The 22,236-nt window shown below is 44.5% G+C and carries 20 protein-coding genes; 8 read left to right on the top strand and 12 right to left on the bottom strand.

Annotation, left to right across the window (positions count from 1 at the left end):
* Positions 1–79: 79 nt before the first annotated feature.
* Positions 80–892 (bottom strand): NAD-dependent epimerase/dehydratase family protein, encoded by an 813-nt coding sequence (locus FTU03_RS08735; protein WP_179992767.1) that lies wholly within the window; start codon positions 890–892, stop codon positions 80–82.
* Between the two features lie 33 nt (positions 893–925).
* Here FTU03_RS08735 and recG point away from each other — a divergent pair, with 33 nt between their 5' ends.
* Complete coding sequence (gene recG / locus FTU03_RS08730) at positions 926–2,971, top strand: ATP-dependent DNA helicase RecG (protein ID WP_179992766.1); 2,046 nt, start codon at positions 926–928, stop codon at positions 2,969–2,971.
* The gene (locus FTU03_RS08725) at positions 2,958–3,593 is read left to right on the top strand and encodes a ComF family protein (protein WP_034701455.1); all 636 of its coding nucleotides are present in this window, start codon (positions 2,958–2,960) and stop codon (positions 3,591–3,593) included. Before recG ends, FTU03_RS08725 begins: the two co-directional genes overlap by 14 nt.
* A gap of 1 nt (position 3,594) precedes the next feature.
* On the opposite strand, the gene FTU03_RS08720 is transcribed toward FTU03_RS08725, so the two are convergent.
* Positions 3,595–3,996: an NUDIX domain-containing protein gene (locus FTU03_RS08720; protein WP_166135917.1), complete on the bottom strand. Its 402-nt coding sequence runs from the start codon at positions 3,994–3,996 to the stop codon at positions 3,595–3,597.
* A 28-nt stretch (positions 3,997–4,024) separates the two neighbouring features.
* Positions 4,025–4,615 (bottom strand): TIGR00730 family Rossman fold protein, encoded by a 591-nt coding sequence (locus FTU03_RS08715; RefSeq protein WP_179992765.1) that lies wholly within the window; start codon positions 4,613–4,615, stop codon positions 4,025–4,027.
* Between the two features lie 152 nt (positions 4,616–4,767).
* On the opposite strand from FTU03_RS08715, the gene FTU03_RS08710 reads away from it, so the two are divergent.
* A complete protein-coding gene (locus FTU03_RS08710; RefSeq protein WP_159122636.1) occupies positions 4,768–5,781 on the top strand; it encodes a CorA family divalent cation transporter in 1,014 nt (337 codons plus the stop codon).
* 337 nt (positions 5,782–6,118) lie between these two features.
* Here the strand turns inward: FTU03_RS08710 and FTU03_RS08705 are convergent, their stop codons facing one another.
* From FTU03_RS08705 to dxs, 8 genes are all read right to left on the bottom strand, one after another.
* Entirely contained in the window at positions 6,119–6,409 is a 291-nt protein-coding gene (locus FTU03_RS08705) for a lipid asymmetry maintenance protein MlaB (RefSeq protein ID WP_159122637.1), read from the bottom strand.
* Between the two features lie 12 nt (positions 6,410–6,421).
* Positions 6,422–7,057 (bottom strand): ABC transporter substrate-binding protein, encoded by a 636-nt coding sequence (locus FTU03_RS08700; protein WP_179992764.1) that lies wholly within the window; start codon positions 7,055–7,057, stop codon positions 6,422–6,424.
* A gap of 18 nt (positions 7,058–7,075) precedes the next feature.
* On the bottom strand, positions 7,076–7,753 hold the full coding sequence (locus FTU03_RS08695) for an outer membrane lipid asymmetry maintenance protein MlaD (RefSeq protein WP_179992763.1): 678 nt from the start codon (positions 7,751–7,753) through the stop codon (positions 7,076–7,078).
* Positions 7,753–8,532, bottom strand: coding sequence for a lipid asymmetry maintenance ABC transporter permease subunit MlaE (mlaE, locus tag FTU03_RS08690; RefSeq protein WP_004786970.1), 780 nt, complete (start codon positions 8,530–8,532; stop codon positions 7,753–7,755). Before mlaE ends, FTU03_RS08695 begins: the two co-directional genes overlap by 1 nt.
* On the bottom strand, positions 8,529–9,347 hold the full coding sequence (locus FTU03_RS08685) for an ABC transporter ATP-binding protein (protein ID WP_179992762.1): 819 nt from the start codon (positions 9,345–9,347) through the stop codon (positions 8,529–8,531). The genes mlaE and FTU03_RS08685 overlap by 4 nt, the downstream gene beginning before the upstream one ends.
* A 407-nt stretch (positions 9,348–9,754) precedes the next feature.
* On the bottom strand, positions 9,755–11,587 hold the full coding sequence (locus tag FTU03_RS08680; RefSeq protein ID WP_179992761.1) for a DEAD/DEAH box helicase: 1,833 nt from the start codon (positions 11,585–11,587) through the stop codon (positions 9,755–9,757).
* A 529-nt stretch (positions 11,588–12,116) separates the two neighbouring features.
* Positions 12,117–12,947 carry an inositol monophosphatase family protein gene (locus FTU03_RS08675; RefSeq protein WP_004786976.1) on the bottom strand — a complete coding sequence of 277 codons (831 nt, stop codon included), beginning with the start codon at positions 12,945–12,947 and terminating at the stop codon, positions 12,117–12,119.
* Between the two features lie 114 nt (positions 12,948–13,061).
* Positions 13,062–14,972: a 1-deoxy-D-xylulose-5-phosphate synthase gene (dxs, locus tag FTU03_RS08670; RefSeq protein WP_179992760.1), complete on the bottom strand. Its 1,911-nt coding sequence runs from the start codon at positions 14,970–14,972 to the stop codon at positions 13,062–13,064.
* A 311-nt stretch (positions 14,973–15,283) separates the two neighbouring features.
* Here dxs and ribA point away from each other — a divergent pair, with 311 nt between their 5' ends.
* Complete coding sequence (ribA, locus tag FTU03_RS08665) at positions 15,284–15,886, top strand: GTP cyclohydrolase II (protein WP_004786979.1); 603 nt, start codon at positions 15,284–15,286, stop codon at positions 15,884–15,886.
* A 137-nt stretch (positions 15,887–16,023) separates the two neighbouring features.
* Here the strand turns inward: ribA and hemN are convergent, their stop codons facing one another.
* Positions 16,024–17,397, bottom strand: coding sequence for an oxygen-independent coproporphyrinogen III oxidase (gene hemN / locus FTU03_RS08660; protein WP_179992759.1), 1,374 nt, complete (start codon positions 17,395–17,397; stop codon positions 16,024–16,026).
* Positions 17,398–17,638: 241 nt separating this feature from the next.
* On the opposite strand from hemN, the gene hemF reads away from it, so the two are divergent.
* The 4 genes from hemF (at position 17,639) to FTU03_RS08640 (ending at position 22,068) form a co-directional block, all read left to right on the top strand.
* Positions 17,639–18,586 (top strand): oxygen-dependent coproporphyrinogen oxidase, encoded by a 948-nt coding sequence (gene hemF, locus FTU03_RS08655; protein ID WP_179992758.1) that lies wholly within the window; start codon positions 17,639–17,641, stop codon positions 18,584–18,586.
* Positions 18,587–18,764: 178 nt separating this feature from the next.
* Positions 18,765–18,971 carry a hypothetical protein gene (locus FTU03_RS08650; RefSeq protein WP_004786985.1) on the top strand — a complete coding sequence of 69 codons (207 nt, stop codon included), beginning with the start codon at positions 18,765–18,767 and terminating at the stop codon, positions 18,969–18,971.
* 98 nt (positions 18,972–19,069) lie between these two features.
* Complete coding sequence (gene aroE / locus FTU03_RS08645; protein ID WP_179992757.1) at positions 19,070–19,858, top strand: shikimate dehydrogenase; 789 nt, start codon at positions 19,070–19,072, stop codon at positions 19,856–19,858.
* 386 nt (positions 19,859–20,244) lie between these two features.
* Positions 20,245–22,068, top strand: a complete 1,824-nt coding sequence (locus tag FTU03_RS08640) for an acyl-CoA dehydrogenase C-terminal domain-containing protein (RefSeq protein WP_166135889.1) — start codon at positions 20,245–20,247, stop codon at positions 22,066–22,068.
* The last annotated feature ends 168 nt before the right edge of the window (positions 22,069–22,236 follow it).

Genomic DNA, 22,236 nt, shown 5'->3' with positions numbered 1-22,236 from the left:
CACTGCTGCGCAAGGGAGAGGTGATTTTAAAAAAACCCTCCTCCTAACCTCCTCCCAGAGGGAGGAGGAACTTCCAAATTTATAAATCAGTCTTATTCATCAACTCTAAATAATCCTGAAAACAATCCTGATGCTCTAACTCAAAGCCTATCTTTTCCATTCTTGTGGCATACAGCTTTTTACCCGCCACCCTGTCACTTTCCACTTTCAATATAAATAAACCCATCTGCTGCTGAAACCATTGCAAGACTTCATGCAAAAGTTGTGGCTGATTATTAGTCAAAATATATGAAGAATCAGGATGTTCCACGTGAATCATATGAGCTAGAAAACGTGATAAGTCTTCAATATGAATACGATTCGACCAGTGCAGATTTGGATAACTGATCATTGAGGTTGCCATTTTCTGCATACGTGCCACAGAAGTCCCATAAATCCCACTTGGGCGGATAATGGTACATTGATCAGGATAAGCCGCGAGATACGCCTGTTCCATGTGATGCAGAATTTCACCTTGAGCATCATTCGGATGAATTTCAGTTTCATCATCCACGCTTTCACCTGCATTCTGTCCATAAACCCGGGTTGATGAAACCACCACAATTCTTTTTACCGGATGGGATTTCAAGGCAGTGACGATTGGCTGAACCGAATCCAGATAAATGTGCTGATAGGCTTCGACACCACTCTGTTTGGGACTGAGTAACACATAGACCCAATCAATCGAAGCGACTGCACTTAAATCTAGAGTATGCACATCCTGAATCAGATGAGTTGCGAATGAATCTGTTTTGGGACTTTGGCTAATTGTGCTAATTTGATGACCTTGCTCAAATAATTGTTTAGCTACCCGCTCGGATGTTTTACCATAACCAATAAATAAAATATGCATTCGACACCGAATCACAGACCTGGTTGAGGGGACATGGCTGCAGTCCATCAGTTACAAGGCGTTGGCAATGCCGCCGCTGCTTTACTCGAAAAACTAAATATCTTTAATACTGATGATTTGCTTTTTCATCTACCACGTGACTATGAAGACCGTAGCACGATCATTCCCATGAATCAATTGACAGTGGGACGCAGCTATTTGCTGGAAGGTGTCGTGAAAGGAATTGACTTCCCACCTGGTAAACGTAAGTCCATGGCAGTTTTACTGGATGATAATTCTGGCAAAGTAACGTTGCGTTTTTATCATATTTATAAAGGCATTACCGATCGCTGCAAGCTCGGTAACCGTTTAAGAGTCTTTGGTGAAGTGCGAGTCGGTGCCCGTGGTCTGGAAATGTATCATCCAGAGCTGCAAGTCATTACTGAACATACGCCTCTGCCTCATACCCAACTCACCTCGATCTATCCGGCAACCGAAGGACTGACTCAGCCCAAGCTGCGGGAATATATTAAACAGGCACTAGAACTGCACAGTGATGATTTGCCTGAACTGTTGCCACAAAAATTTAGCAATGGTTATGGCCTGAAGCAGGCACTGGAATATATTCATCATCCGCCATTGGACGCCAATATGTTGCAGCTCACTCAAGGCTCACATCCGGCACAGCAGCGTCTGATTTTTGAGGAACTGGTGGCACATCAAATCAGTTTGCTGACCCGGCGTGCTTTTATTCAGCAGATTGAAGCCCCTTCATTTTCTCCAAGTAAGACCTATGCCAAACAGCTTTTGGCCGGTTTGCCTTTCGAAATGACCGGTGCGCAAAAACGCGTATCTAAGGAAATTGCTATAGACCTGAAACAGAATAAACCGATGCTACGTCTGGTGCAGGGTGATGTGGGTGCAGGAAAAACCTTGGTTGCCGGCGTAGCAGCCTGTCATGCCCTAGAAGAAGGCTGGCAAGTCGCGCTGATGGCGCCAACTGAAATTCTGGCCGAACAGCATTACCTCAACTTCAAGCGCTGGTTCGAACCACTCGGTTTAAATGTCGCCTGGCTTTCCGGCAAGCAGAAAGGTAAAGCGCGTACTACAGCAGAGCAAGTGATCCGTGATGGTAGCGCGCATCTGGTGGTGGGCACACATGCCCTGTTTCAGGAAAATGTCGAGTTTGCCAAACTGGGCTTAGTAATTATTGATGAGCAGCATCGTTTTGGGGTCGATCAACGCTTAGCCTTGAGAAATAAAGGCTTGGATGGCATGTCGCCGCATCAATTGGTGATGACCGCAACCCCGATTCCACGCACGCTTGCTATGTCGGCGTATGGCGATCTGGATACGTCAATTATTGATGAATTGCCACCGGGTCGTACTCCGATCCAGACTGTGACCATTCCGCTGGATCGTCGCGAAGAGGTTCTGCAACGGATTGCCACGAATTGTGCTGAAGGTAAACAGGCTTATTGGGTCTGTACTTTGGTGGAACAGTCGGAAACTCTGGATGCTCAAGCCGCAGAAGCAACCTTTGCCGAGATCAAGGAACGCTTCCCTGAACTGAATATCGGTCTGGTACATGGCAAAATGAAAGCCGATGAAAAACAGGCAGTCATGCAGGAATTCAAAGACAATAAACTGCAGCTACTCATTGCTACAACTGTGATCGAAGTCGGTGTTGATGTCCCGAATGCTTCGATTATGGTGATTGAAAATGCCGAACGGCTTGGCCTGTCACAACTACATCAGCTGCGTGGTCGGGTGGGTCGTGGTGCCAAAGCCAGTTTCTGTGCCCTGCTCTATAAAAATCCATTGTCACAAAATGGTCAGGAACGTCTGCGTATCATGCGCGAAACCAATGATGGCTTTATCATTGCCGAGAAAGACCTGGAATTACGTGGTCCGGGTGAATTGTTAGGAACCAAACAGACCGGTGATATGGGTTTCCGTGTAGCCAAACTGGCACGTGATGATCACTTGCTGAATCAGGCGCATTATGTCGCCCAGCAGATGTTAAAAGATTATCCGAAACAGGCGGATGCATTATTAAAACGCTGGCTACCTGAGGCTCCACGCTATGCCTATGTTTAAGCTGTTACAACAGGGTAAACTCTGGCTGAATCGTTTACAGCCTTGTCAGCTGTGCCAGACAGATTATCAAAACCTGCATTCTGTCTGTCAGGATTGCTGGCAACAGTTACCTTGGGCACATCAGACTATTCAGCGTCAGGAAATGCAGTTTCAGGTGGCTTGTGACTATGCCTACCCGATGGATCGCCTGATTCAATTATTTAAATATGAGCAGAAGCTGCATCTGGAACCATTATTGGCAGGTGCATTACTAACCTTAAAATTTCCTAAAGTCAGTGCAGTGGTTCCTATGCCGATTTCAACCGAACGACTGGTTGAACGTGGCTATAATCAATCTTTGTTGCTGGCCAAGCATGTAGCTAAACACTTGCAAGTTCCCGTCTGGCAACCAATTGAACGACTCAAGCAACATTCACAAAAAGGCTTAAGCCGTCTGGAACGTATCGAAGATATTGAAGCCCAGTTCAGGGTCACTATCTCTTCAAAAGTCCGTTATCGTAAGGTTTTAATTATTGATGATGTGGTTACGACTGGCAGCTCAATTCGAGCTTTGAGCCAGCAACTGGAAAAACTGGGCTGTCAGCAGATTTATGCCGCCTGTCTGGCGGGAGCCAAACTTTAAATCAGGCTTGGGCCAGTAAGTTCTTTTTAACCCAAGGTATGACAATTTCTGTAGTTAAAGGTGCAAGTTTCACATCTTTCTGATCCAGATCCACCCATTTCATCTCGGCAATCTCAGCTTCAATATGTGGTTCGCCATCTAACTGCACCAGATAAACATAACTAACCAGTTGATGATCCGGTTCATTGGCAGTTTGAGTTTCAAAACACCCGATAAATTGCTGAATCTCAGCCTGACAACCAATTTCTTCCTTAATTTCACGTAGCAGGGTGCGTTCAGGTGCTTCATCCGGTTCCAGCTTGCCACCCACTTGCATAAAACAGTCAGTATTTTTCTTACGAACCACCAGCAGCTGCTGATCTGAATTCAAAATAATGGCAGCTGCGACGGTAATAATTTTCATGAATTCGGAACGATCAAGTGGAAAACACTTATTTTACGAGATCTTCCTGATCGACCATACCCCATTTTGCTTCAGGCGGCTGGTAGTCTTGAAATTTCTGTAAAATTTCTTCGAAGTCATCACTCACGATCAGGGATTCAGTAAAACGTGGCTTGGTAAAACCCTTGTCCGTGGTCATCTGAATAAATTTCAGCAAATCATCATAAAAGCCATCGATATTGAGAAAAGCACAAGGTTTTTTATGAATCCCGAGCTGAGCCCAAGTCCATTGCTCAAAAATTTCCTCGAGCGTTCCCGCCCCACCCGGAATGGCAATAAAACCATCGGAGAGTTCTGACATTTTGGTCTTACGCTCATGCATATTATCGACCACATACAGCTTGGTAATATGTGGATGTGCCAGTTCACGATTCACCAAGGGTCTTGGAATAACACCAATAACCTCGCCCCCTGCAGCCAAGGCACTATCCGCTACAATGCCCATTAATCCGGAACGACCACCACCATAAATCAGTGTTTGCTGTCTTTTTGCCAGAGTTTGGCCTACCTTTTCAGCAATTTGTTTATAACCAGGTTCAGAACCTAGCGCTGAGCCACAGAAAATTGCGATAGAATTCATCATTTTCACCATTGCATTGCCGGTATATAGTACGCAGGCAGCGCCTGAGAGTTTTTTTTCAAAAATAACTGCACAATCAGTGTTTTTATTCAATTCCTTGTCTAAAATACACGCATTTAGATTAACTTACTGCGCAAGGGAGAAAAGACAGCATGCTTGAAGCCTTTTACGCCACAGAGCGCGGTAGCCTAGAAGATGCCACCATCAATGGTGATTTCGACCTGCATCCGGAACTGGTTTGGATAGATTTAATTGCGCCTTCACAGGAAGAACAGCAATGGATTCTGGATGCCTATGAGCAAAACCTGCCCACCTTAAAATCTCTGGAAGATATTTCTTCGAGTGCCCGATTTTACCGTGATGATGACGGTATTTTGCACATCAGTACCTATTTCTTAACGAAAAATAAAAATTATCAGGTCGAAAGTGAACATGAGGATGATGCCAGCATCCTCGCGACGGTTCAGACAGTCGCTTTCATTTTGCATAAGGACCGGCTCTTTACCCTGCGTGGTGAAAAGCTGGTAGCTTTCCGGGCCTTTCGTGCCCGTGCGCGTCGCAATGATTATGATATTGACTATAAAGATCCAACTTGGATTCTGCTGGGTTTGCTCGAAGCTAAATTGGATGAGTTGGCCGATATTCTGGAAGACGTACATAAGGATCTGGAAAAATACTCAACCGAAGTTCTGAATAACCGGCATCGTGAACAGATCCTGGATCTGGACGACATGATTACCCGTCTGGCTCAACTGGAAGATATGCTCGGAAAAGCTCAGCTGTGTCTGATCGATTTACGACGGGTACTTACCTTCCTGTCACGTCCACGAGCCTTAGGCAGTCATATTTATGATGCAGATATTCGAGAACTCAGTGAAGACGTCCGCTCACTGGTCGAGCATGATGCCTTCCTGTTCCAAAAAGTCCGATTCTTGCTGGATACCACGTCCGGATTCATTAACACTGAACAGAATGATACGATCCGTCGCTTCTCGATTTTACCGAGTATGCTTGCGCCACCCATGCTGATTGCCAGTATTTACGGGATGAACACTGATGTCTTGCCCTTCGCTCAAGGTTCGATGAGCTTTGTGATGGTGAACATTATTATTATGGGCTTCCTGATTGGGCCATTGATTTACTTTAGATGGAAGAAGTGGATTTAGAATCCCTCCTAATTTCTCCTTAGGGAGGAAGCTCCCTCTCTTTTCAGGTGATGTGCAGCACTGCTGCTCAAGGGTGAGGTGAGAATTAACTCTCTTGTGCTTAGATTTAAGGCAGTGCTTTAAATCTCGCTCAGAGAGAAAAGACTTCCAATATTTGCTTAAAGTTCGAGTCCAGGCCCAATTCTCCACTTTTTTAAAATACAAGTTCCCTCTCCTTTCAGGAGAGGGTTAGGGAGAGATTAATTAACTAATCCCTCCTAAGCTTCCTTTGAGAAAAGGAGGAACTTTTTTTAAAACATACCGGTAAATAAAAAAGCACCTTTCGGTGCTTTTTTATTTACTGAATGATCTGTAAATCATCCTGCAAATGACAGGCCTGAATAATCTTCATCATTTTCTCAGGAACCGCTTTAAACTGTAGCCCTCGTGCTTGCGGAGTTTGGCGCAACCAGCGCACCAGAACTGCCAAAGCCAAAGTACTACCCTGCTCAAGTCCAGCCAAATTAACTACCACAGGAAACTTGCCCTGTGAGTGAATAACACGCAGACCATCTAGGTAATAGTTCTGCGCATTGTCAGCGTCAATCTTGCCTGAAACCTGCAGTTCCTGATTATTGAATTGAATCACAGCTCACCTATCTTATTTTTTCTTGTCAATCGCCGCTTCTGCATCTGGCTTGAAGTTAGCAATGGCTTTATCCAAGTTACCACCATTACGTTTTACTGTAGCCGCAAACTGGTTACGGAACTGCAGGCCTAGGTTAATACCAGAAACATTGATGTTACGGATTTTCCATTGTGAACCTTTATCAACCAGCTGGAAGGCAACCGGAATTTTCTCGCCTTTGTTATTAAAGTCGATGGTCACTACAGGATTTTTGCTGTTAGTCGCCTTATAAGGACGAACGCTGTAAGTCTGGTTACTGAACTTAGAGAAAGCCGTACCATAATTTTCAATCAGGGTTTCACGGAAGTTCTTTTCAAACTGTGCACGCTGCGCCGCAGTACTATACTGATTGGTCGCATAAGTCCCCATCACAATCCGGGTAAACGATTGTGAATCGATATACGGGTCAAGGTTCTGACGGACAATCGTTTTCACAAGCGCAGGATTATTCTGCAATTTGGCATGATCGGTTTTAAGACGATCAATCAAATTGTCTGCAACTCTTTTAATAAAAGCAGGTGGGGCTTCAGACGGTGCAGCAAACACTGTACCAGCAACCATTGTTGAAAGAATGCTTGCAGCAAGCGTTTGTTTTACTAAAGTCTTCACTCAAATCTCCTCAATCTGTTATTCAACAAATGCCGGTTCTGCATTTGTTGTTTCTGAAAATGCAGCTTCTTCTGAGGCACTTTCCTGACTATCTGAAGATTTTCCGGCACCACCGGTAATAAATTTCGTCACTAAATCTTCAATTTCCATGGTGCCTTGAGTGTTCGCAATCTGCTCACCACGTTTCAAGTAAGTCAGACCGCCACCTGGAATAATTTTCAGATACTTTTCACCCAATAAACCATTTGTTGCTACCATAATGTAAGCATCTTCATCAATATTGGTGATGGATTTCATGTTATCTAATAGTTGTTTTTCCATTGTTTTTTGTTGCGCAAGATCGGCTGCGGTATAGTCTGAACTATAACGTAACTCTTCCAATGCTTCCTGCTGAACCTGCTTGAGCTGCTCGGCATTAAAAGAAGTCAGAGAGCCATCCAGCGTCATATGGACAGTGGCTAAACGGGTCACCGGATCCAGCGTAATTTTATCAACCTGACCGACTTTCACCCCACTTAAAGCAACTTTAGCGCGTGGCTTGATGCCATTTACATTTTCAAAAGTCGCTGTCATCTGATAGCTATCAGAAATATTGGTGCCTACCAAACCGCTGACACGCATCGCCAAAAAAAACAGGGCGATACCGAAAAGAATGACAAAAACACCAACGGCCAGCTCACTAGTACGTGATTTCATTAAATACCTCCGAACATGACCGCAGTCAACACGAAATCAAAACCTAATACGCACAGCGAAGAATAGACGACCGTACGTGTTGTAGAAGTTGCGATACCTTCTGATGTTGGTTCACAGGCATAACCCTGATAAACCGCGATCCAGGTACAAATTAATGCGAAAACAAAACTCTTGATAATGGTGCCATTCAGGACATCTTTATAGAATCGCACGGTACTTTCCATGCCACTCCAATATGCGCCTTCATCTGCACCCAGAAAATCAACGCCTACCATTTTTCCGCCCATAATCCCGACCGCAGCAAAGATTACAGAGAGCATGGGCAAGCTAAAAATACCGGCCCAAAGGCGTGGCGAAATCACCCGTTTTAAGGGATCTACCCCGATCATTTCCATACTGGACAATTGCTCGGTCGCTTTCATCAGACCAATTTCGGCAGTTAAGGCAGAACCGGCACGACCCGCAAATAGTAAGGCAGCAACCACAGGTGCCAATTCACGTAACAAGGTTAAAGCTACTGCAGTACCAAGCATCGCTTCACTACCGAATGTCGACAGGATGGTATACATCTGCAAACCGAGTACCGAACCAATAAACAGGCCAGATACCGCAATGATCAAGAGGGACAGCACCCCGACCCGATACATCTGATAAACAAACAGCTTTACTCCAAGCCAGGTCGGCATGGAAAAGAGAATCTGCAACAGCATCAGTGTTGCAACACCAATCCCCTGAACACGTTCAATAACGCGTCTACCTAAGGCAGCAATGGCATTCATGAACGTACCTCATCACTTAAATAAGCCTGATGACTAAACTGATAATCTACCGGGCCTTCAACCGAACCGGTTAGGAACTGCTGCACAAAGGCTGAAGGATGATTTTTCAATTCTTCTGCTGTGCCCTCACCCTGGATTTTGCCTTCTGCGACTACATAAATGTAATCGGCAATCGATAAAGTCTCTGCCACATCATGCGAAACAATAATGGTTGTTAAATCCAGTGCTTCACGTAGAGAGCGGATTAGTCGAGTTAAAACCCCCATCACAATCGGATCCTGCCCGGCAAAAGGTTCATCGTACATGATCAGTTCAGGGTCCAGTGCAATCGCCCGAGCCAAAGCCACCCGGCGATTCATCCCGCCAGACAGCTCTGAAGGCATCATCTGCTCTGCCCCACGCAGTCCTACTGATTCGAGTTTCAAAGCCACGATTTCAGCAATCAAATGTTCAGGCAATTTGGTATGCGCACGAATCGGAAAGGCAACATTTTCATAGACGCTCATGTCGGTAAACAGAGCGCCACTTTGGAACAGCATCCCCATACGTGCACGTGCAGAAAAAAGCTCGGAACGGGACATCTTGGCAATATCTTTACCGTCCAGTAAAACCTGACCCTGTTCAGGCGTCAGTTGCCCGCCGATCAATCTTAATAAAGTGGTTTTACCAGTTCCGGAAGGTCCCATAATGGCGGTAATCTGCCCACGACGAATGTTTAAACTGACATCGTCATAAATTACACGCTCACCCCGCTTGAAACTCAAATTCTTGACTTCAATCAAAGACTGAGGATCCTGCGCTGTTTGATTATTCATAGCTGAGTTTATTCCTGCATTTTTTCAGCATGCATATGACAAAAGAACGAAGTTCAACATGTTAGCATTTGAAAATGAAGGGTCAAGTTCATGGAAAACATAATGCTCCATGCCTGGCCATATATTTCTAGTAATCAAAAATTTTATTTCGACGCGATTTTAACAGACTATGATCCATTTAAAAAACGATATACATAATAAATCAGATTGAACAAAAGCAAAGTTACCGCAATGTAGGACATGTACCCCTCAATAATATGAAAGACTATAAAAAGACACTTTCAGATTACGGATCATCATAAACCTAGAAAAAGTTAATGAATTAGGCATTTTATGCTGAAAAAACAAAAAATCAATGCATAAAAAAAACCAGCACTCAGGCTGGTTTTTTTTCAGACGTTATTCAATTAGTCATTGAATTTACGACGTGGACGATCTTCACCGAATGAACGCTCGCCACGTGGCTTGTCATCAAAGTTGCGACGCGCTGGACGGTCACCAAAGTCACGTTTTGGACGGTCATCACCGAATGAACGTGCTGGACGATCACCGAAACCACCTTCGCGACGTGCTGGACGATCACCGAAATCACGTTTAGGACGGTCACCGAAACCACCTTCACGACGTGGAGCAGGACGATCACCAAAATCACGTTTAGGACGGTCACCGAAAGAACCTTCACGACGTGGTTTGTAATCTACACGGTTACCGCGGTTGTCATCATTACCTTCGAAACGAGGACGGTCACCGAAGTCACGACGTGGGCGATCATTGTTAAACTCGCGACGTGGACGGTCTTCATTGAAGTCACGACGTGGACGATCACCGAAACCGCCTTCACGACGTGGACGATCGCTGTTGAAGTCACGACGTGGACGATCTTCGCCACCGAACGCAGGACGTTCGCCACGAGGTTTGTCATCGAAGCTACGACGTGGACGGTCATCACCACCTTCACGACGTTTGAAATTGCTCTCGCCTTCGAAACGACGACCACCACCGAAGCCACGACCGCCATCACGACGACCGCCACGACCACGACCAGCGCCATCACGGCTACCGCGTGCAGGAGGTGGAGATGGCTCAAGACCTTCAATTTCAGATACATTTAGACGAGCTTCAAGGAAGTCTTCTAGTGCACGGATTTTACCGCGTTCACGATAAGTCGCTAAAGTAATTGCTTTACCGGTACGGCCCGCACGACCTGTACGACCGATACGGTGTACATAGTCTTCGTTCTTCATAGGAAGACCAAAGTTGATCACGTGAGAGATTGTCGGTACGTCTAGACCACGTGCTGCAACGTCAGTTGCAACCAGGATTTTTGCACGACCTTCACGGATACTGCGCAGACGACGGTTACGAACGGTTTGTGGCATCGCACCATGCAGAGCAACAACTGATAAACCTGCTTCAGTAAGTTCTTCAGCCAGCATATCTGTATCTTCTTGAGTAGAAGCAAAGACCACTGCCTGATCAACATCTTCTTCGTTTAACCAGTGAGTAAGAAGTTTTTTCTTGTGCTCAAAGCCATCAGTCCAGTGTAAAGTCTGGGTAATGTCAGTATTGGTAGAGTGACCAGTTTCAATTGCAATACGCTCTGGCTCATTCATCATGCGTTCAGCAAGGGTAATGATACGTGGAGCGAAAGTTGCAGAGAACATCAGTGTTTGTTTACGGTTTGCAGCCAAGTCACCGATTGCTTCCAGGTCTTCAGAGAAGCCAAGGTCTAGCATGCGGTCAGCTTCGTCGACGATCAGCGAGTCAACTTTGTCAAGTTTGATTTGACGACGGTTAACAAGGTCAAGTAAACGGCCTGGAGTTGCTACAACAACCTGTGCACCTTTTAACTGCTGGATTTGTTTACCAAATGGCATACCACCCATAATTGCAGCAATACGAACACCTTTCATGTGACGTACAAATGCAATCGCGTCTTGGCATACTTGTTGTGCCAATTCACGAGTTGGTGAAATCACCAGAATAGTCGGTTGAGTCACCGCTTTCATACGTTCTTTAAATGGTACGAAAGTATCTTGGTTAGCAAGTGCGTTCAAAGTTGGGAGAAGGAACGCAGCGGTTTTACCCGAACCTGTCTGGCTAGATACTAAAAGGTCTTTACCTTCTAGTGCAGCAGGGATAGATTGTTCTTGTACAGGAGTCGGAGTAGTAAAACCTAAGCCTTGAAGGGCTTGTTGTAACGATTCATGCAAAGAAAATTCAGCAAAAGTTTTGCTCATAGAGTATTCCACCCGGAAATTGGGTGCTCCATTAAAAATAAAGTCAAATGGACATCGACAAAAAGCGGTACAGCAATTAAACGCTGAAAAGAGATGATTCAGCGGCGATCCGAGTAACGACGATGTGATATAACGCACGCATGATTACGGCATAACCTGAAGGAATCGCTTTAGCGATTGGGGCGCGAGATATCGTCCTCTCTTTGGACCGCACGCGCATACACAATGATAAGAAGAGAAATGTTCAGGTGACGAACAGAAATTAAGTGCGTGCGCAGATTATAGCAGGATTATTCATAAAGTCATCCGCTTTTCAGATTATTTTGTTTAACTGCTAATTTCTTCATCAATTTCTAAGACTTAAACAAGAAAAGAAATGTAATTAATTCTCCAGCTGGTCAATTTTCTTTTTATCAAGGCTGTGAATCATCTAAATATGAAGATATTTATCCCGTAATTATTTTCAAAAAATAAAAAAGGCATCCCGAGAGATACCTTTTTAATATTCGATTTACGGCGTTAAACCCGATTATTTCGCTGCCTCACCCCAAGCAGGAACAACTGCTTGCATAAGAGGTTTCAGCATTTTCATTGAACAAGCCAAAACTTGACCATTTTCCATAGAATCGCTACCACCACGCGCATCAACCACAGTACCGCCCGCTTCTTTCACGATTAACTCGCCTGCTGCAATATCCCAAGGTTTCAAGCCAAGCTCGAAGTAACCATCAAGACGACCAGCAGCGACATAAGCCAGATCCAAGGCAGCTGAACCACCACGACGGAATTGTGCACCTGCTTCAGTCACATTGAGCAATGCATCAAAATGATTCTTGGCATAAGAGACTACTTCACCATTACGTTTAGTACGGTAAGCATGACCTACTGCCAGGAAAGTATTGTTCAGACTGTCTTTAACATTTACACGGATACGGCGCTGGTTCAGCATCGCACCACGACCACGGCTCGCAGAGAATAGCTCATCTTTCACCGGGTCATAAATAACACCGTGTTGAGTTACACCTTTGTGCTGAACTGCGATAGAGATACAGAAATGCGGAAAACCGTTGATAAAGTTTAGTGTGCCATCAAGTGGATCGATCACCCAACACCAATCAGCGTCGTGACCTTTACCTTCTTGCAGACCAAATTCTTCACCAAGGAAACTGTGATTTTTATAGCTTTTACGTAGAGTATCGATGGTCAACTGTTCCAGATAACGATCTACACGCGTTACCGGACCATCAATGCCTTTTTCTTCGACTTGCAGATCGAGTTTATGACGATTTTGATGCGCTTTTAAAAGCTCTTGACCAACTAATTGAGCCGCACGCGCAGCCATCACCACCATAGGTTCCATTGAACACCCACTACAAATTTGAAGATACTGATAAAGAATAATGCATAAAAGCCCGCATATTTTAGCAAATATCCGGGCTTTTTGGGAAAAAATGTGTCGAAACTTTTTAAGAGTTTATAACAGGACGCTTTGACCTAGCTTTGACCAGGCTTCATTGATTGATTTTTCAATGCCTTGGCTATCAAGTCCTGCCTGCTGCAACATCTGGCTATGTGTTGCTTGTGCCATAAAGCTATCCGCTAAACCTAGATTCAGGATTGGTTTAACAATTTGAGCTTCAGCCAGATACTCATTCACTGCACTTCCTGCGCCGCCCATGACTGCATGTTCTTCAACAGTAACAAACAGGCTGGTTGAATGGGCCAGTTGGTTTAACATTTTGGTATCCAGTGGTTTGATGAAACGCATATTTACCACGCGTACACCCACATCATGCTTGCTGGCAAATACTTGAGCAGCTTCAACTGCAGCTTGAACCCGACTACCGAATGCTAGAATCGAAACATATTCATCATATTGTTCGTTCAGACTGAGCAACAATTCTGCCTGACCGATCTGCATCTCGGTCATGGTTTTCTGGATTTCCACACCCAGTCCATTCCCGCGCGGATAACGCACTGCTGCCGGACCATGATACAGATAAGCCGTATGCAACATCTGACGGCATTCATTCTCATCTTTTGGTGCCATGATCACCAGATTCGGAATGGTACGCATATAGGCATAATCATAGGCGCCGGCATGCGTTGGACCATCTTCACCAACCAGACCGGCACGATCGATCCCAAACGTCACATCCAGATTTTGCAGCGCTACATCATGCACCAACTGGTCATATCCCCGTTGCAGGAAAGTTGAATAAATTGCGACGACCGGTTTTAAACCTTCACAAGCCATACCTGCTGCCAGCGTCACTGCATGCTGTTCTGCAATGGCAACATCAAAGAAACGCTCTGGATACTCTTTGGCAAACTGCACCATGCCTGAACCTTCACACATTGCCGGAGTAATCGCCAATAGGCGTTTATCCTGTGCTGCTTCATCACATAACCATTGTCCAAATACATCTGAATATTTCGGTGCTAGATTAGGGGCTGTAACTGCATTGAGTTTACTAATCGCATGGTATTTAATCTGGTCACATTCTGCTGGCGCAAAGCCCTTACCTTTTTTGGTATAGATGTGGATCAGACGTGGACCTTTACGTTTTTTCAAGGCTTTAAAAACGTGTACCAGCTGTTTGACATCATGGCCATCATAAGGACCAAAATAATCAAAACCAATGGCTTTAAAAAGGTTATCTGCGGCATCAGTTGCAGCTTGATGTAAACGCGAGTTATATAGCCATTCCGGATGCGGCTGTACATAAGCCTCACCATCTTCAGTCACGTTGACGAATTCGCCACGCTCCCAAATTGCAGCGAGATGCTTGGCAAAACCACCAGTACTACATGAAATCGACATATCATTGTCATTCAGAACCACCATCAGGTCAGCCTGATGTGCCACAGCATCATTCATCGCTTCAAAAGCCATACCTGCTGTCATGGCGCCATCACCAATGATTGATACGACTTCACACGGATTGTTCTGATAACGGCGTGCCAAAGCCATGCCGAGACCAGCAGAAATTGCGGTAGATGAATGCCCTACCCCAAAAGTATCAAATTCGGATTCTTCACGCGCTGGAAATGCAGCCAGGCCATCTTTGGCACGGATTGTAGTGAGCTGTTCACGACGTCCGGTCAACGCCTTATGCGGATAAGCCTGATGACCCACATCCCAGATCAGGCGATCATGTGGCGTATTAAAGCAGTAATGTAAAGCGACAGTGAGCTCAATCACACCCAGATTGGCCCCAAAGTGTCCACCACTCTGACCCGCAGCATACAAAATGAATTGACGTAACTCATCCGCCACTTGTGTGAGCTGGCTTTGCTCGAGTGCACGCAGTTGCTCAGGATGATCGATCGCATCAAGCAACGGTGTTACAGGGCGTTGAGTTGGTATTTCTGTATACAGCATATATGGCAAAGCCTTCTAAAGCCTGGCAAAATCTTAAGCTAGGTCAATGGGGAATAACCGATCATATAGTTGAATTGTAGCAGCTTCAATTCAGCTACGCTTCTAGCGATGCAATATTAAACAGCGATCTCGTCGGGGTGAAAAATTTGCAGGCTACGATTATCCTGAATAATCTTACTATTTATCAACTATTATCGTTCGCTTTCTACAAAAAAGAAAATGTTCTTCATAAATTCAGCTGAGCAATTCTACTAATGTTTAAGCATTACGCTATACTTTAGCTACTTTATTAGGATTTTACGGGTTCAGCTGTGCCTATCGAATTTGTCGCAACTTCAAGATTACCGACCGCTCATGGTGAATTTAAAATTACTGTTTTTCAAGACCCTAAAACTGGCGAAGAACATGTCGCTCTTTCTAAAGGCTTAGAAGAACCAAGTGATGAACCTGTGCTGGTCCGTGTACATTCTGAATGTTTAACCGGTGATGCCTTTGCTTCATTAAAATGCGACTGTGGCCCTCAACTCCAGGCAACACAAAAACTGATTAATGAAGTGGGTCGCGGTGTCATTCTTTATTTACGTCAGGAAGGACGCGGAATTGGCTTGACCAATAAAATCCGTGCATATGCCTTGCAAGACCAGGGCCATGATACGGTCGATGCCAATCTGATGCTGAATTTACCGGCAGATGCACGTCAATATGATATGTGCAGCATCATGCTGGATCACTTAGGTGTAAAAGCCGTCCGCTTGATCACCAATAACCCTTTAAAAATTGATGCACTGAAAGAGCAAGGCATTAATGTAGTGGACCGTGTACCACTCACTGTGGGTCTGAATCCATTCAATGAGCAATACCTCAAAACCAAGCATGAGCGTATGGCGCATATGTATCAGAAGGAAGATTTTTAATTATTTTTAAATCTCTTCGACCTTTTAACTTAACCCCTCCAAACCTCCCCTTCTTGCGCATCGACTTAAAGCCATGCTTAAGTCTTGCTCAGGGAGGCTTTTCCCCCTCTTTGAAAAAGAGGGGGTTAGGGGGAGATTCAGATCGTCATCGAGAAAATCCGGTTCTCTGGCATACGACGCTTTAAACGTAAATCAAAAGCCATGCAAATATTGCGTACAAATGGTTTCCCTTTCTCCAAAATCGTGACTGAAGAGTCTTCAATTTTGATCAACTGATCCTGCTGCATTTCCACCAACTGCTTTAGAACTTCATCAATTTCAGCAAACTTCATGTCAGGTTTTGCCCAAGAAGTAGTAAAGCTACACATCAGATTCAGGATATGTTTACGAATAATCAGATCTTCCTGAGTCAGGATATGGCCTTTCACCACTGGAATCTGATTCTGCTCTAGCAGTTCATAATATTCTTCAATGGTTTTCACATTCTGCGCAAAGCTATACCAGCTATCACTAATCGAAGAAATTCCGAGTCCGATCATCACCTGAGTTTTAGACGCGGTATAACCCATAAAATTGCGGTGCAAAGTCCCAGACTGAAAGGACTGGTACATGCTGTCTTTTTCTAGCGCAAAATGATCCATACCAATTTCATGGTAACCATGCGCCAGGAGCTTTTTCTTACCCTCTTCATAACATTGACGCTTGATCTCATCTTTGGGTACATCAGCATCTTTAAAACCGCGCTGGCCATTCCCTTTAATCCAAGGTACATGTGCATAGCTATATAAGGCCAGACGGTCTGGTAATAGGGAATTGGTCTGATCGATGGTATTTAAGACATCCTCCAGGCTTTGAAACGGCAGACCAAAAACCAGATCATGCGAAATCGATTCATAACCAATTTCACGTGCCCATTCAGTCACCTGTTTAACATTTTCATAAGGCTGAATCCGGTGAATGGCTTTTTGTACGGTTTCATTATAATCCTGCACGCCATAACTGACCCGACGAAAACCCAGGTCATACAAGCCTTGCAAATGCTCACGCGTGGTATTGTTTGGATGACCTTCGAAGCTGAATTCATGCTCTGCTGCAATCTTGGCTTTGGACAAAATACCTTGAATCAGCTGGGTTAAATGTTCAATGGAAAAGAACGTCGGTGTCCCACCACCAAGATGAATTTCTTTGATGATGGGTTTTTCTTCTAATAACTCACAATACAGCTCCCATTCTTTCAGCACAGCTTGTATATAAGGTTGCTCGACTTCATGACGTTTGGTCACCCGTTTATGACAGCCACAAAAGGTACATAAACTTTCACAAAATGGCAGATGGATATACAGGCTAATGCCTTCAGTCGCATTCGACTCCTGAAAAGAACGTTTTAGTGTCTGCTTCCAAAGCTCTAGTGAAAATCCTGACTCTTCCCAATAAGGTACGGTTGGATAACTGGTGTAGCGAGGACCGGGGACATTATATTTTTGAATGAGAGAATTTGCCTGCACAGTCATGAATGCCTACCACCTTATCAGTCAGGTTAATGCGCTGCATAAGCGCTGTTGAGGTTATTGTGCGGAGCTCAAAAAAAGAATTCAACCTAGTAGTCTGGTCGGATTTAATGCTCTACACATCCTTCTAAAACATTAGGTTGAATGTTGTTACAGATGGTGAGCATCCAGAAAAACACCTTAATTTTTAGGCCATTTTATGCTTTGATGTAAGCAGTCTTTTTATTTCCCTATGAGGGTTCTGATGCAGCATCCTACCTCTGCAGATATTCAACGCGTTCGCGATTTTCTCCTCGACCTGCAAGCCCGGATTTGTGCCGCGCTGGAACAGCAGGAACGTGCCGGTGGCGGTACAGCCGAATTTGTGATTGATGACTGGGAACGTCCTGAAGGTGGCGGCGGCCGTTCACGCGTGCTGCAAAATGGTATGGTGATTGAAAAAGGCGGTGTGATGTTCTCTCACATCAATATTTCCAAACTGCCCGCTTCTGCCACTGAACGCCATCCGAATATAGCCGGAGCTAAAGCTCAAGCCATGGGTGTATCTTTGGTTATCCATCCTAAAAATCCGAATGTCCCGACCTCACATGCCAATGTACGTTTATTTGTGGCGGAAAAAGAAGGTCAGGATCCAATCTGGTGGTTTGGTGGCGGTTTTGACCTCACCCCTTTCTATCCAAATGATGAAGATGTGCTGTCATGGCACCAGACAGCATATGACCTGTGTGCACCTTTTGGCGAAGAGGTTTATCCAGAACATAAAAAATGGTGTGATGATTATTTCTATCTAAAACATCGTGATGAGCAGCGCGGTGTCGGCGGTCTATTCTTTGATGACCTGAATCAATGGGATTTTGAAACCTGTTTTCAGTATATGCAGGCTGTAGGCAATGGCTATTTAGAGGCCATTCTGCCAATTTTCCAGCGTAACCAAGACAAGTCTTATACTGAAGCACAACGTGATTTCCAGCTGTACCGTCGTGGCCGTTATGTGGAATACAATCTGGTATATGACCGTGGCACACTGTTTGGCCTGCAGACGGGCGGCCGGATTGAATCGATTCTAGTCAGCCTGCCACCTCTTACCGGCTGGTTATACCGCCCAGAATGGGCTGAAGGATCACCAGAAAAACGTTTGACCGATTACTACCTTAAACCGCATGACTGGTTAACAGAATTAAAAACAAAATAAAGCAATCAAAATATTTAAATACAAATTGCCCTCAGAAAATATTTAAATACAAATTGCCCTCAGATAGAGGGCTTTTTTAATGGATAAATCCTCTATACTGCAATTCAGAAAGATATTTCAGGATCTACTCCTTGATCTTGACTCTGATAAAGATAAATTCTGCTAGGTAAAAATAACAATGTTTAAGCTTCACCTTAATCCTGCTACGTTGGCCTTTTGGCTATTTCTGGCGCTTGGTATTAGTGCGATTAGTACCGCTGTTATCAGTCATAACCTGATTTTAGATGTAGTTGCCATTTCTGTGAGTGTCCTCACGATTGCCGGAACCTTATTTAGTATGGCCTTGCTATTTGTCGAACATATTATTGAGATTTGCAGTTCCTAAACCTTTAATCTTTAGCCTGCTTTTCACTGCTGACAGGCTTTAGCCCTCCTGCATTTTCACGTATATTAATGGCCATTTCCGCACATGGACATGGTGAAATGAGCAAGCAATTTGCCGTCATTGGCAACCCCATCGAACAATCACGCTCTCCTGAACTGCATCAGGCTTTCGCTGCCAAAACCGGGGTCAATCTGACCTATACCAAACGCCTTGCCCCACTGGATGGTTTCACAGCCAATATCCAGGAATTTTTTGCTCAGGGCGGTATTGGCATGAATGTGACTGTGCCCTTCAAAGAACAGGCCTTTGCCCAATGCCAAGTCCTTACCGAACGTGCCAAAATCGCCAAAGCCGTTAATACCCTATGGATGAAAGATGGCATTCTGCATGGTGACAATACTGACGGACAAGGCTTAGTCGAGGCTATTCGTGCTCTTGACTGGACTCTGGAAAATACCGACATCCTGATTATTGGTGCTGGTGGCGCGACTCGCGGCGTGATCTATCCATTGCTACAGGCCGGTGTGAAGAAGATTGTTATTGCTAACCGTACCTTGTCACGTACAGAACAACTGGTTGCCGATCTAAAAGACGCTGTGCCTCAAGCGGAGTTACAAGCCATTGCCTTAACTGATTTAGCCGGTGAGTTTGATATTGTAATTAATGCGACTTCTGCCAGTCTTAGTGGTGATGCGCTGGTACTACCTGAAGCTCTACAGTTTAAACATGCCTATGAAATGGCCTATGGCAAACCGTCCACTTTTCTGGATCAAGCCCAAGCCCGTGGCGTCCCTACTTCTGAAGGTTTCGGCATGCTAGTCGGTCAGGCCATTGAATCTTTCTATATCTGGAACGGAGTAAAACCTGAGTTGAAAGATTTTCTTTAATTCTGAATATTTTTCAGGTGAACGGGTTAGCCATTAATCCGTTCACTCTTTTCCTTTCATTAAAAATAATAAAATTAAATTGGATTTAATGACATGATTTATCCAATGATTAGACCCTAACATTCGTGTACAATTCATACAAAAATACCCCTAGACAATCTCCCTAAATATTGATTAAAGTCCAGACAGATAAGCATTTTTCAATATAAGTGCCTTATTTAAAGATGGAGAGTTCCGTTATTTAATCTTTAAACTTGTCTGATCTTCTCGATTCGCTTTTCTGACATTTTTATTTGTTGTCTTTATCAATGTTTTTTTATCCCCAATGTGAATAATCATAGAATCGATACAGATAATCCAAAACTATTTTAATCAGGATTAAACGCATGCCAGCATATAAAGCTCCTTTACGTGATATTCGCTTCTTAATGAATGAAGTGCTTGATTACCCTGCACATTACCAAAAACTGTCAAATGGCGAATATGCCGATGCAGATACGGTAGACATGATTCTAGAAGGTGCGGCAGATTTCTGTGAAAATGTACTTTCTCCACTGAACCAGACCGGCGATGCAGAAGGCTGTCATTTTGAAAATGGCGAAGTACGCACACCTAAAGGCTTCAAGGAAGCTTATGATCAGTTCGTGCAAGGTGGCTGGCAAGGTCTGTCTTATCCTGAAGAATTTGGCGGTCAAAACCTGCCGATGTCTTTAAACCTGATCAAATCCGAAATGATGGGTACAGCAAACTGGTCTTTCCAGATGTATCCAGGTTTGAGCGTGGGCTGTATCAATACCATCATCCAGTATGGTACTGATGAACAGAAAAATACCTATTTACCGCATCTGGTTGCAGGTACCTGGTCAGGAACCATGTGCCTGACTGAGCCACAATGCGGTACCGATCTGGGTCAGGTAAAAACTAAAGCAGAACCACAAGCTGATGGTACTTATGCGATTTCTGGTACTAAAATCTTCATTTCTGCGGGTGAACACGATTTAACTGAAAACATCGTACACATCGTTTTGGCACGTCTTCCAGATGCACCACAAGGCACCAAAGGCATTTCCCTGTTTATCGTACCGAAATTCATTGCCACTGAAGATGGCGGCATCGGTGAACGTAATGCCGTGAACTGTGGTTCGATTGAACACAAGATGGGGATCCGTGCCTCTGCAACCGCTGTACTGAACTTTGATAATGCAGTGGGTTATTTAATTGGCGAGCCAAACAAAGGCTTGCATGCCATGTTTACCTTCATGAATACCGCGCGTATTGGTACCGCAATCCAAGGTATCTGTCATGCAGAACTATCGTTCCAGGGTGCATTGCCATATGCCAAAGAACGTATGTCGATGCGTGCCCTGTCTGGTAAAAAAGATCCAGAAAAAGTGGCGGATGCGATCATCCACCATGCCGATGTGCGCCGTATGCTGTTGACCCAGAAAGCGATTGCTGAAGGTGGTCGTGCCATGATCTATCATGCAGCACAAATCGCAGATAACATGAATGATGCCCTGCTGCGTGGTGATACTGCTGAATTTGAACAGCAGGATGATCACTTAGGTTTCTATACCCCTATTCTGAAAGGCTTCCTGACTGAAATGGGTTATGAAGCAGCGAACCACGGTATGCAAGTATTTGGTGGTCATGGTTACATCAAAGAATGGGGCATGGAGCAAATCGTTCGTGATTCACGTATCTCTACCCTGTACGAAGGAACGACTGGCGTTCAGGCACTTGACCTGATTGGTCGTAAGGTCCTGCTAACCTCTAAAGGTAAAGTGATTCGTGATTACACCGCTGAAATTCTGAAATTCTGTGGACAGCATGCACGCAATAAATACATGCGCCGTTTTGCCTGGGACCTGACCAAGCTATGTGCACAGTGGAATGCGTTAACTGTACGTATCATGCTGGCAGCACGTAAAGACCGTGACATCGTATCCTCTGCTTCTGTGGACTTCCTGATGTTCTCAGGCTATGTAATGATGGCTTACTTCTGGGCACAACAAGCTGCAGTGGCTTCAGCGAAACTGGTTGCTGGTGATGGTGCAGAAGTTCCAGAGTTCTACAAAGCGAAAATTAAAACTGCTGATTTCTACTTTGAGCGTTTATTGCCACGTGCCCAAGGCCATGCTGAAGCAATGGTGAATCCATCCAAAACCATGACTTCACTGGCAGCAGAACACTTCAGTTTTGATTACTAAGTCAAAAGTTTAGGTTTTAGCTTTAAAAAGAGCGCTACGGCGCCATTGCTGTCCCACAATTTTTCACAAGAGGAAGCTCAAATGAGCTTCCTCTTGTTTTATGGGTATTTTATCGGGTGAAAATAAAGCTTTTAAAGTTCTTCTTTCAAACAAATTCACTTGAATTAT

It is taken from the genome of Acinetobacter sp. YH12046, from assembly GCF_013419905.1.
Taxonomy (GTDB): Bacteria; Pseudomonadota; Gammaproteobacteria; order Pseudomonadales; family Moraxellaceae; genus Acinetobacter.
The sequence above is the reverse complement of the archived record's forward strand: the minus strand, read 5'-3'. Positions and strand labels throughout refer to the sequence as shown.

Coding starts and splice junctions, on each gene's coding strand:
- FTU03_RS08735 (WP_179992767.1), bottom strand. CDS start 892: ATGCATATTTTATTTATTGGTTATGGTAAAACATCCGAGCGGGTAGCT.
- recG (WP_179992766.1), top strand. CDS start 926: ATGGCTGCAGTCCATCAGTTACAAGGCGTTGGCAATGCCGCCGCTGCT.
- FTU03_RS08725 (WP_034701455.1), top strand. CDS start 2,958: ATGCCTATGTTTAAGCTGTTACAACAGGGTAAACTCTGGCTGAATCGT.
- FTU03_RS08720 (WP_166135917.1), bottom strand. CDS start 3,996: ATGAAAATTATTACCGTCGCAGCTGCCATTATTTTGAATTCAGATCAG.
- FTU03_RS08715 (WP_179992765.1), bottom strand. CDS start 4,615: ATGAATTCTATCGCAATTTTCTGTGGCTCAGCGCTAGGTTCTGAACCT.
- FTU03_RS08710 (WP_159122636.1), top strand. CDS start 4,768: ATGCTTGAAGCCTTTTACGCCACAGAGCGCGGTAGCCTAGAAGATGCC.
- FTU03_RS08695 (WP_179992763.1), bottom strand. CDS start 7,753: ATGAAATCACGTACTAGTGAGCTGGCCGTTGGTGTTTTTGTCATTCTT.
- mlaE (WP_004786970.1), bottom strand. CDS start 8,532: ATGAATGCCATTGCTGCCTTAGGTAGACGCGTTATTGAACGTGTTCAG.
- FTU03_RS08685 (WP_179992762.1), bottom strand. CDS start 9,347: ATGAATAATCAAACAGCGCAGGATCCTCAGTCTTTGATTGAAGTCAAG.
- FTU03_RS08680 (WP_179992761.1), bottom strand. CDS start 11,587: ATGAGCAAAACTTTTGCTGAATTTTCTTTGCATGAATCGTTACAACAA.
- FTU03_RS08675 (WP_004786976.1), bottom strand. CDS start 12,947: ATGGAACCTATGGTGGTGATGGCTGCGCGTGCGGCTCAATTAGTTGGT.
- dxs (WP_179992760.1), bottom strand. CDS start 14,972: ATGCTGTATACAGAAATACCAACTCAACGCCCTGTAACACCGTTGCTT.
- hemN (WP_179992759.1), bottom strand. CDS start 17,397: ATGACTGTGCAGGCAAATTCTCTCATTCAAAAATATAATGTCCCCGGT.
- hemF (WP_179992758.1), top strand. CDS start 17,639: ATGCAGCATCCTACCTCTGCAGATATTCAACGCGTTCGCGATTTTCTC.
- FTU03_RS08650 (WP_004786985.1), top strand. CDS start 18,765: ATGTTTAAGCTTCACCTTAATCCTGCTACGTTGGCCTTTTGGCTATTT.
- aroE (WP_179992757.1), top strand. CDS start 19,070: ATGAGCAAGCAATTTGCCGTCATTGGCAACCCCATCGAACAATCACGC.
- FTU03_RS08640 (WP_166135889.1), top strand. CDS start 20,245: ATGCCAGCATATAAAGCTCCTTTACGTGATATTCGCTTCTTAATGAAT.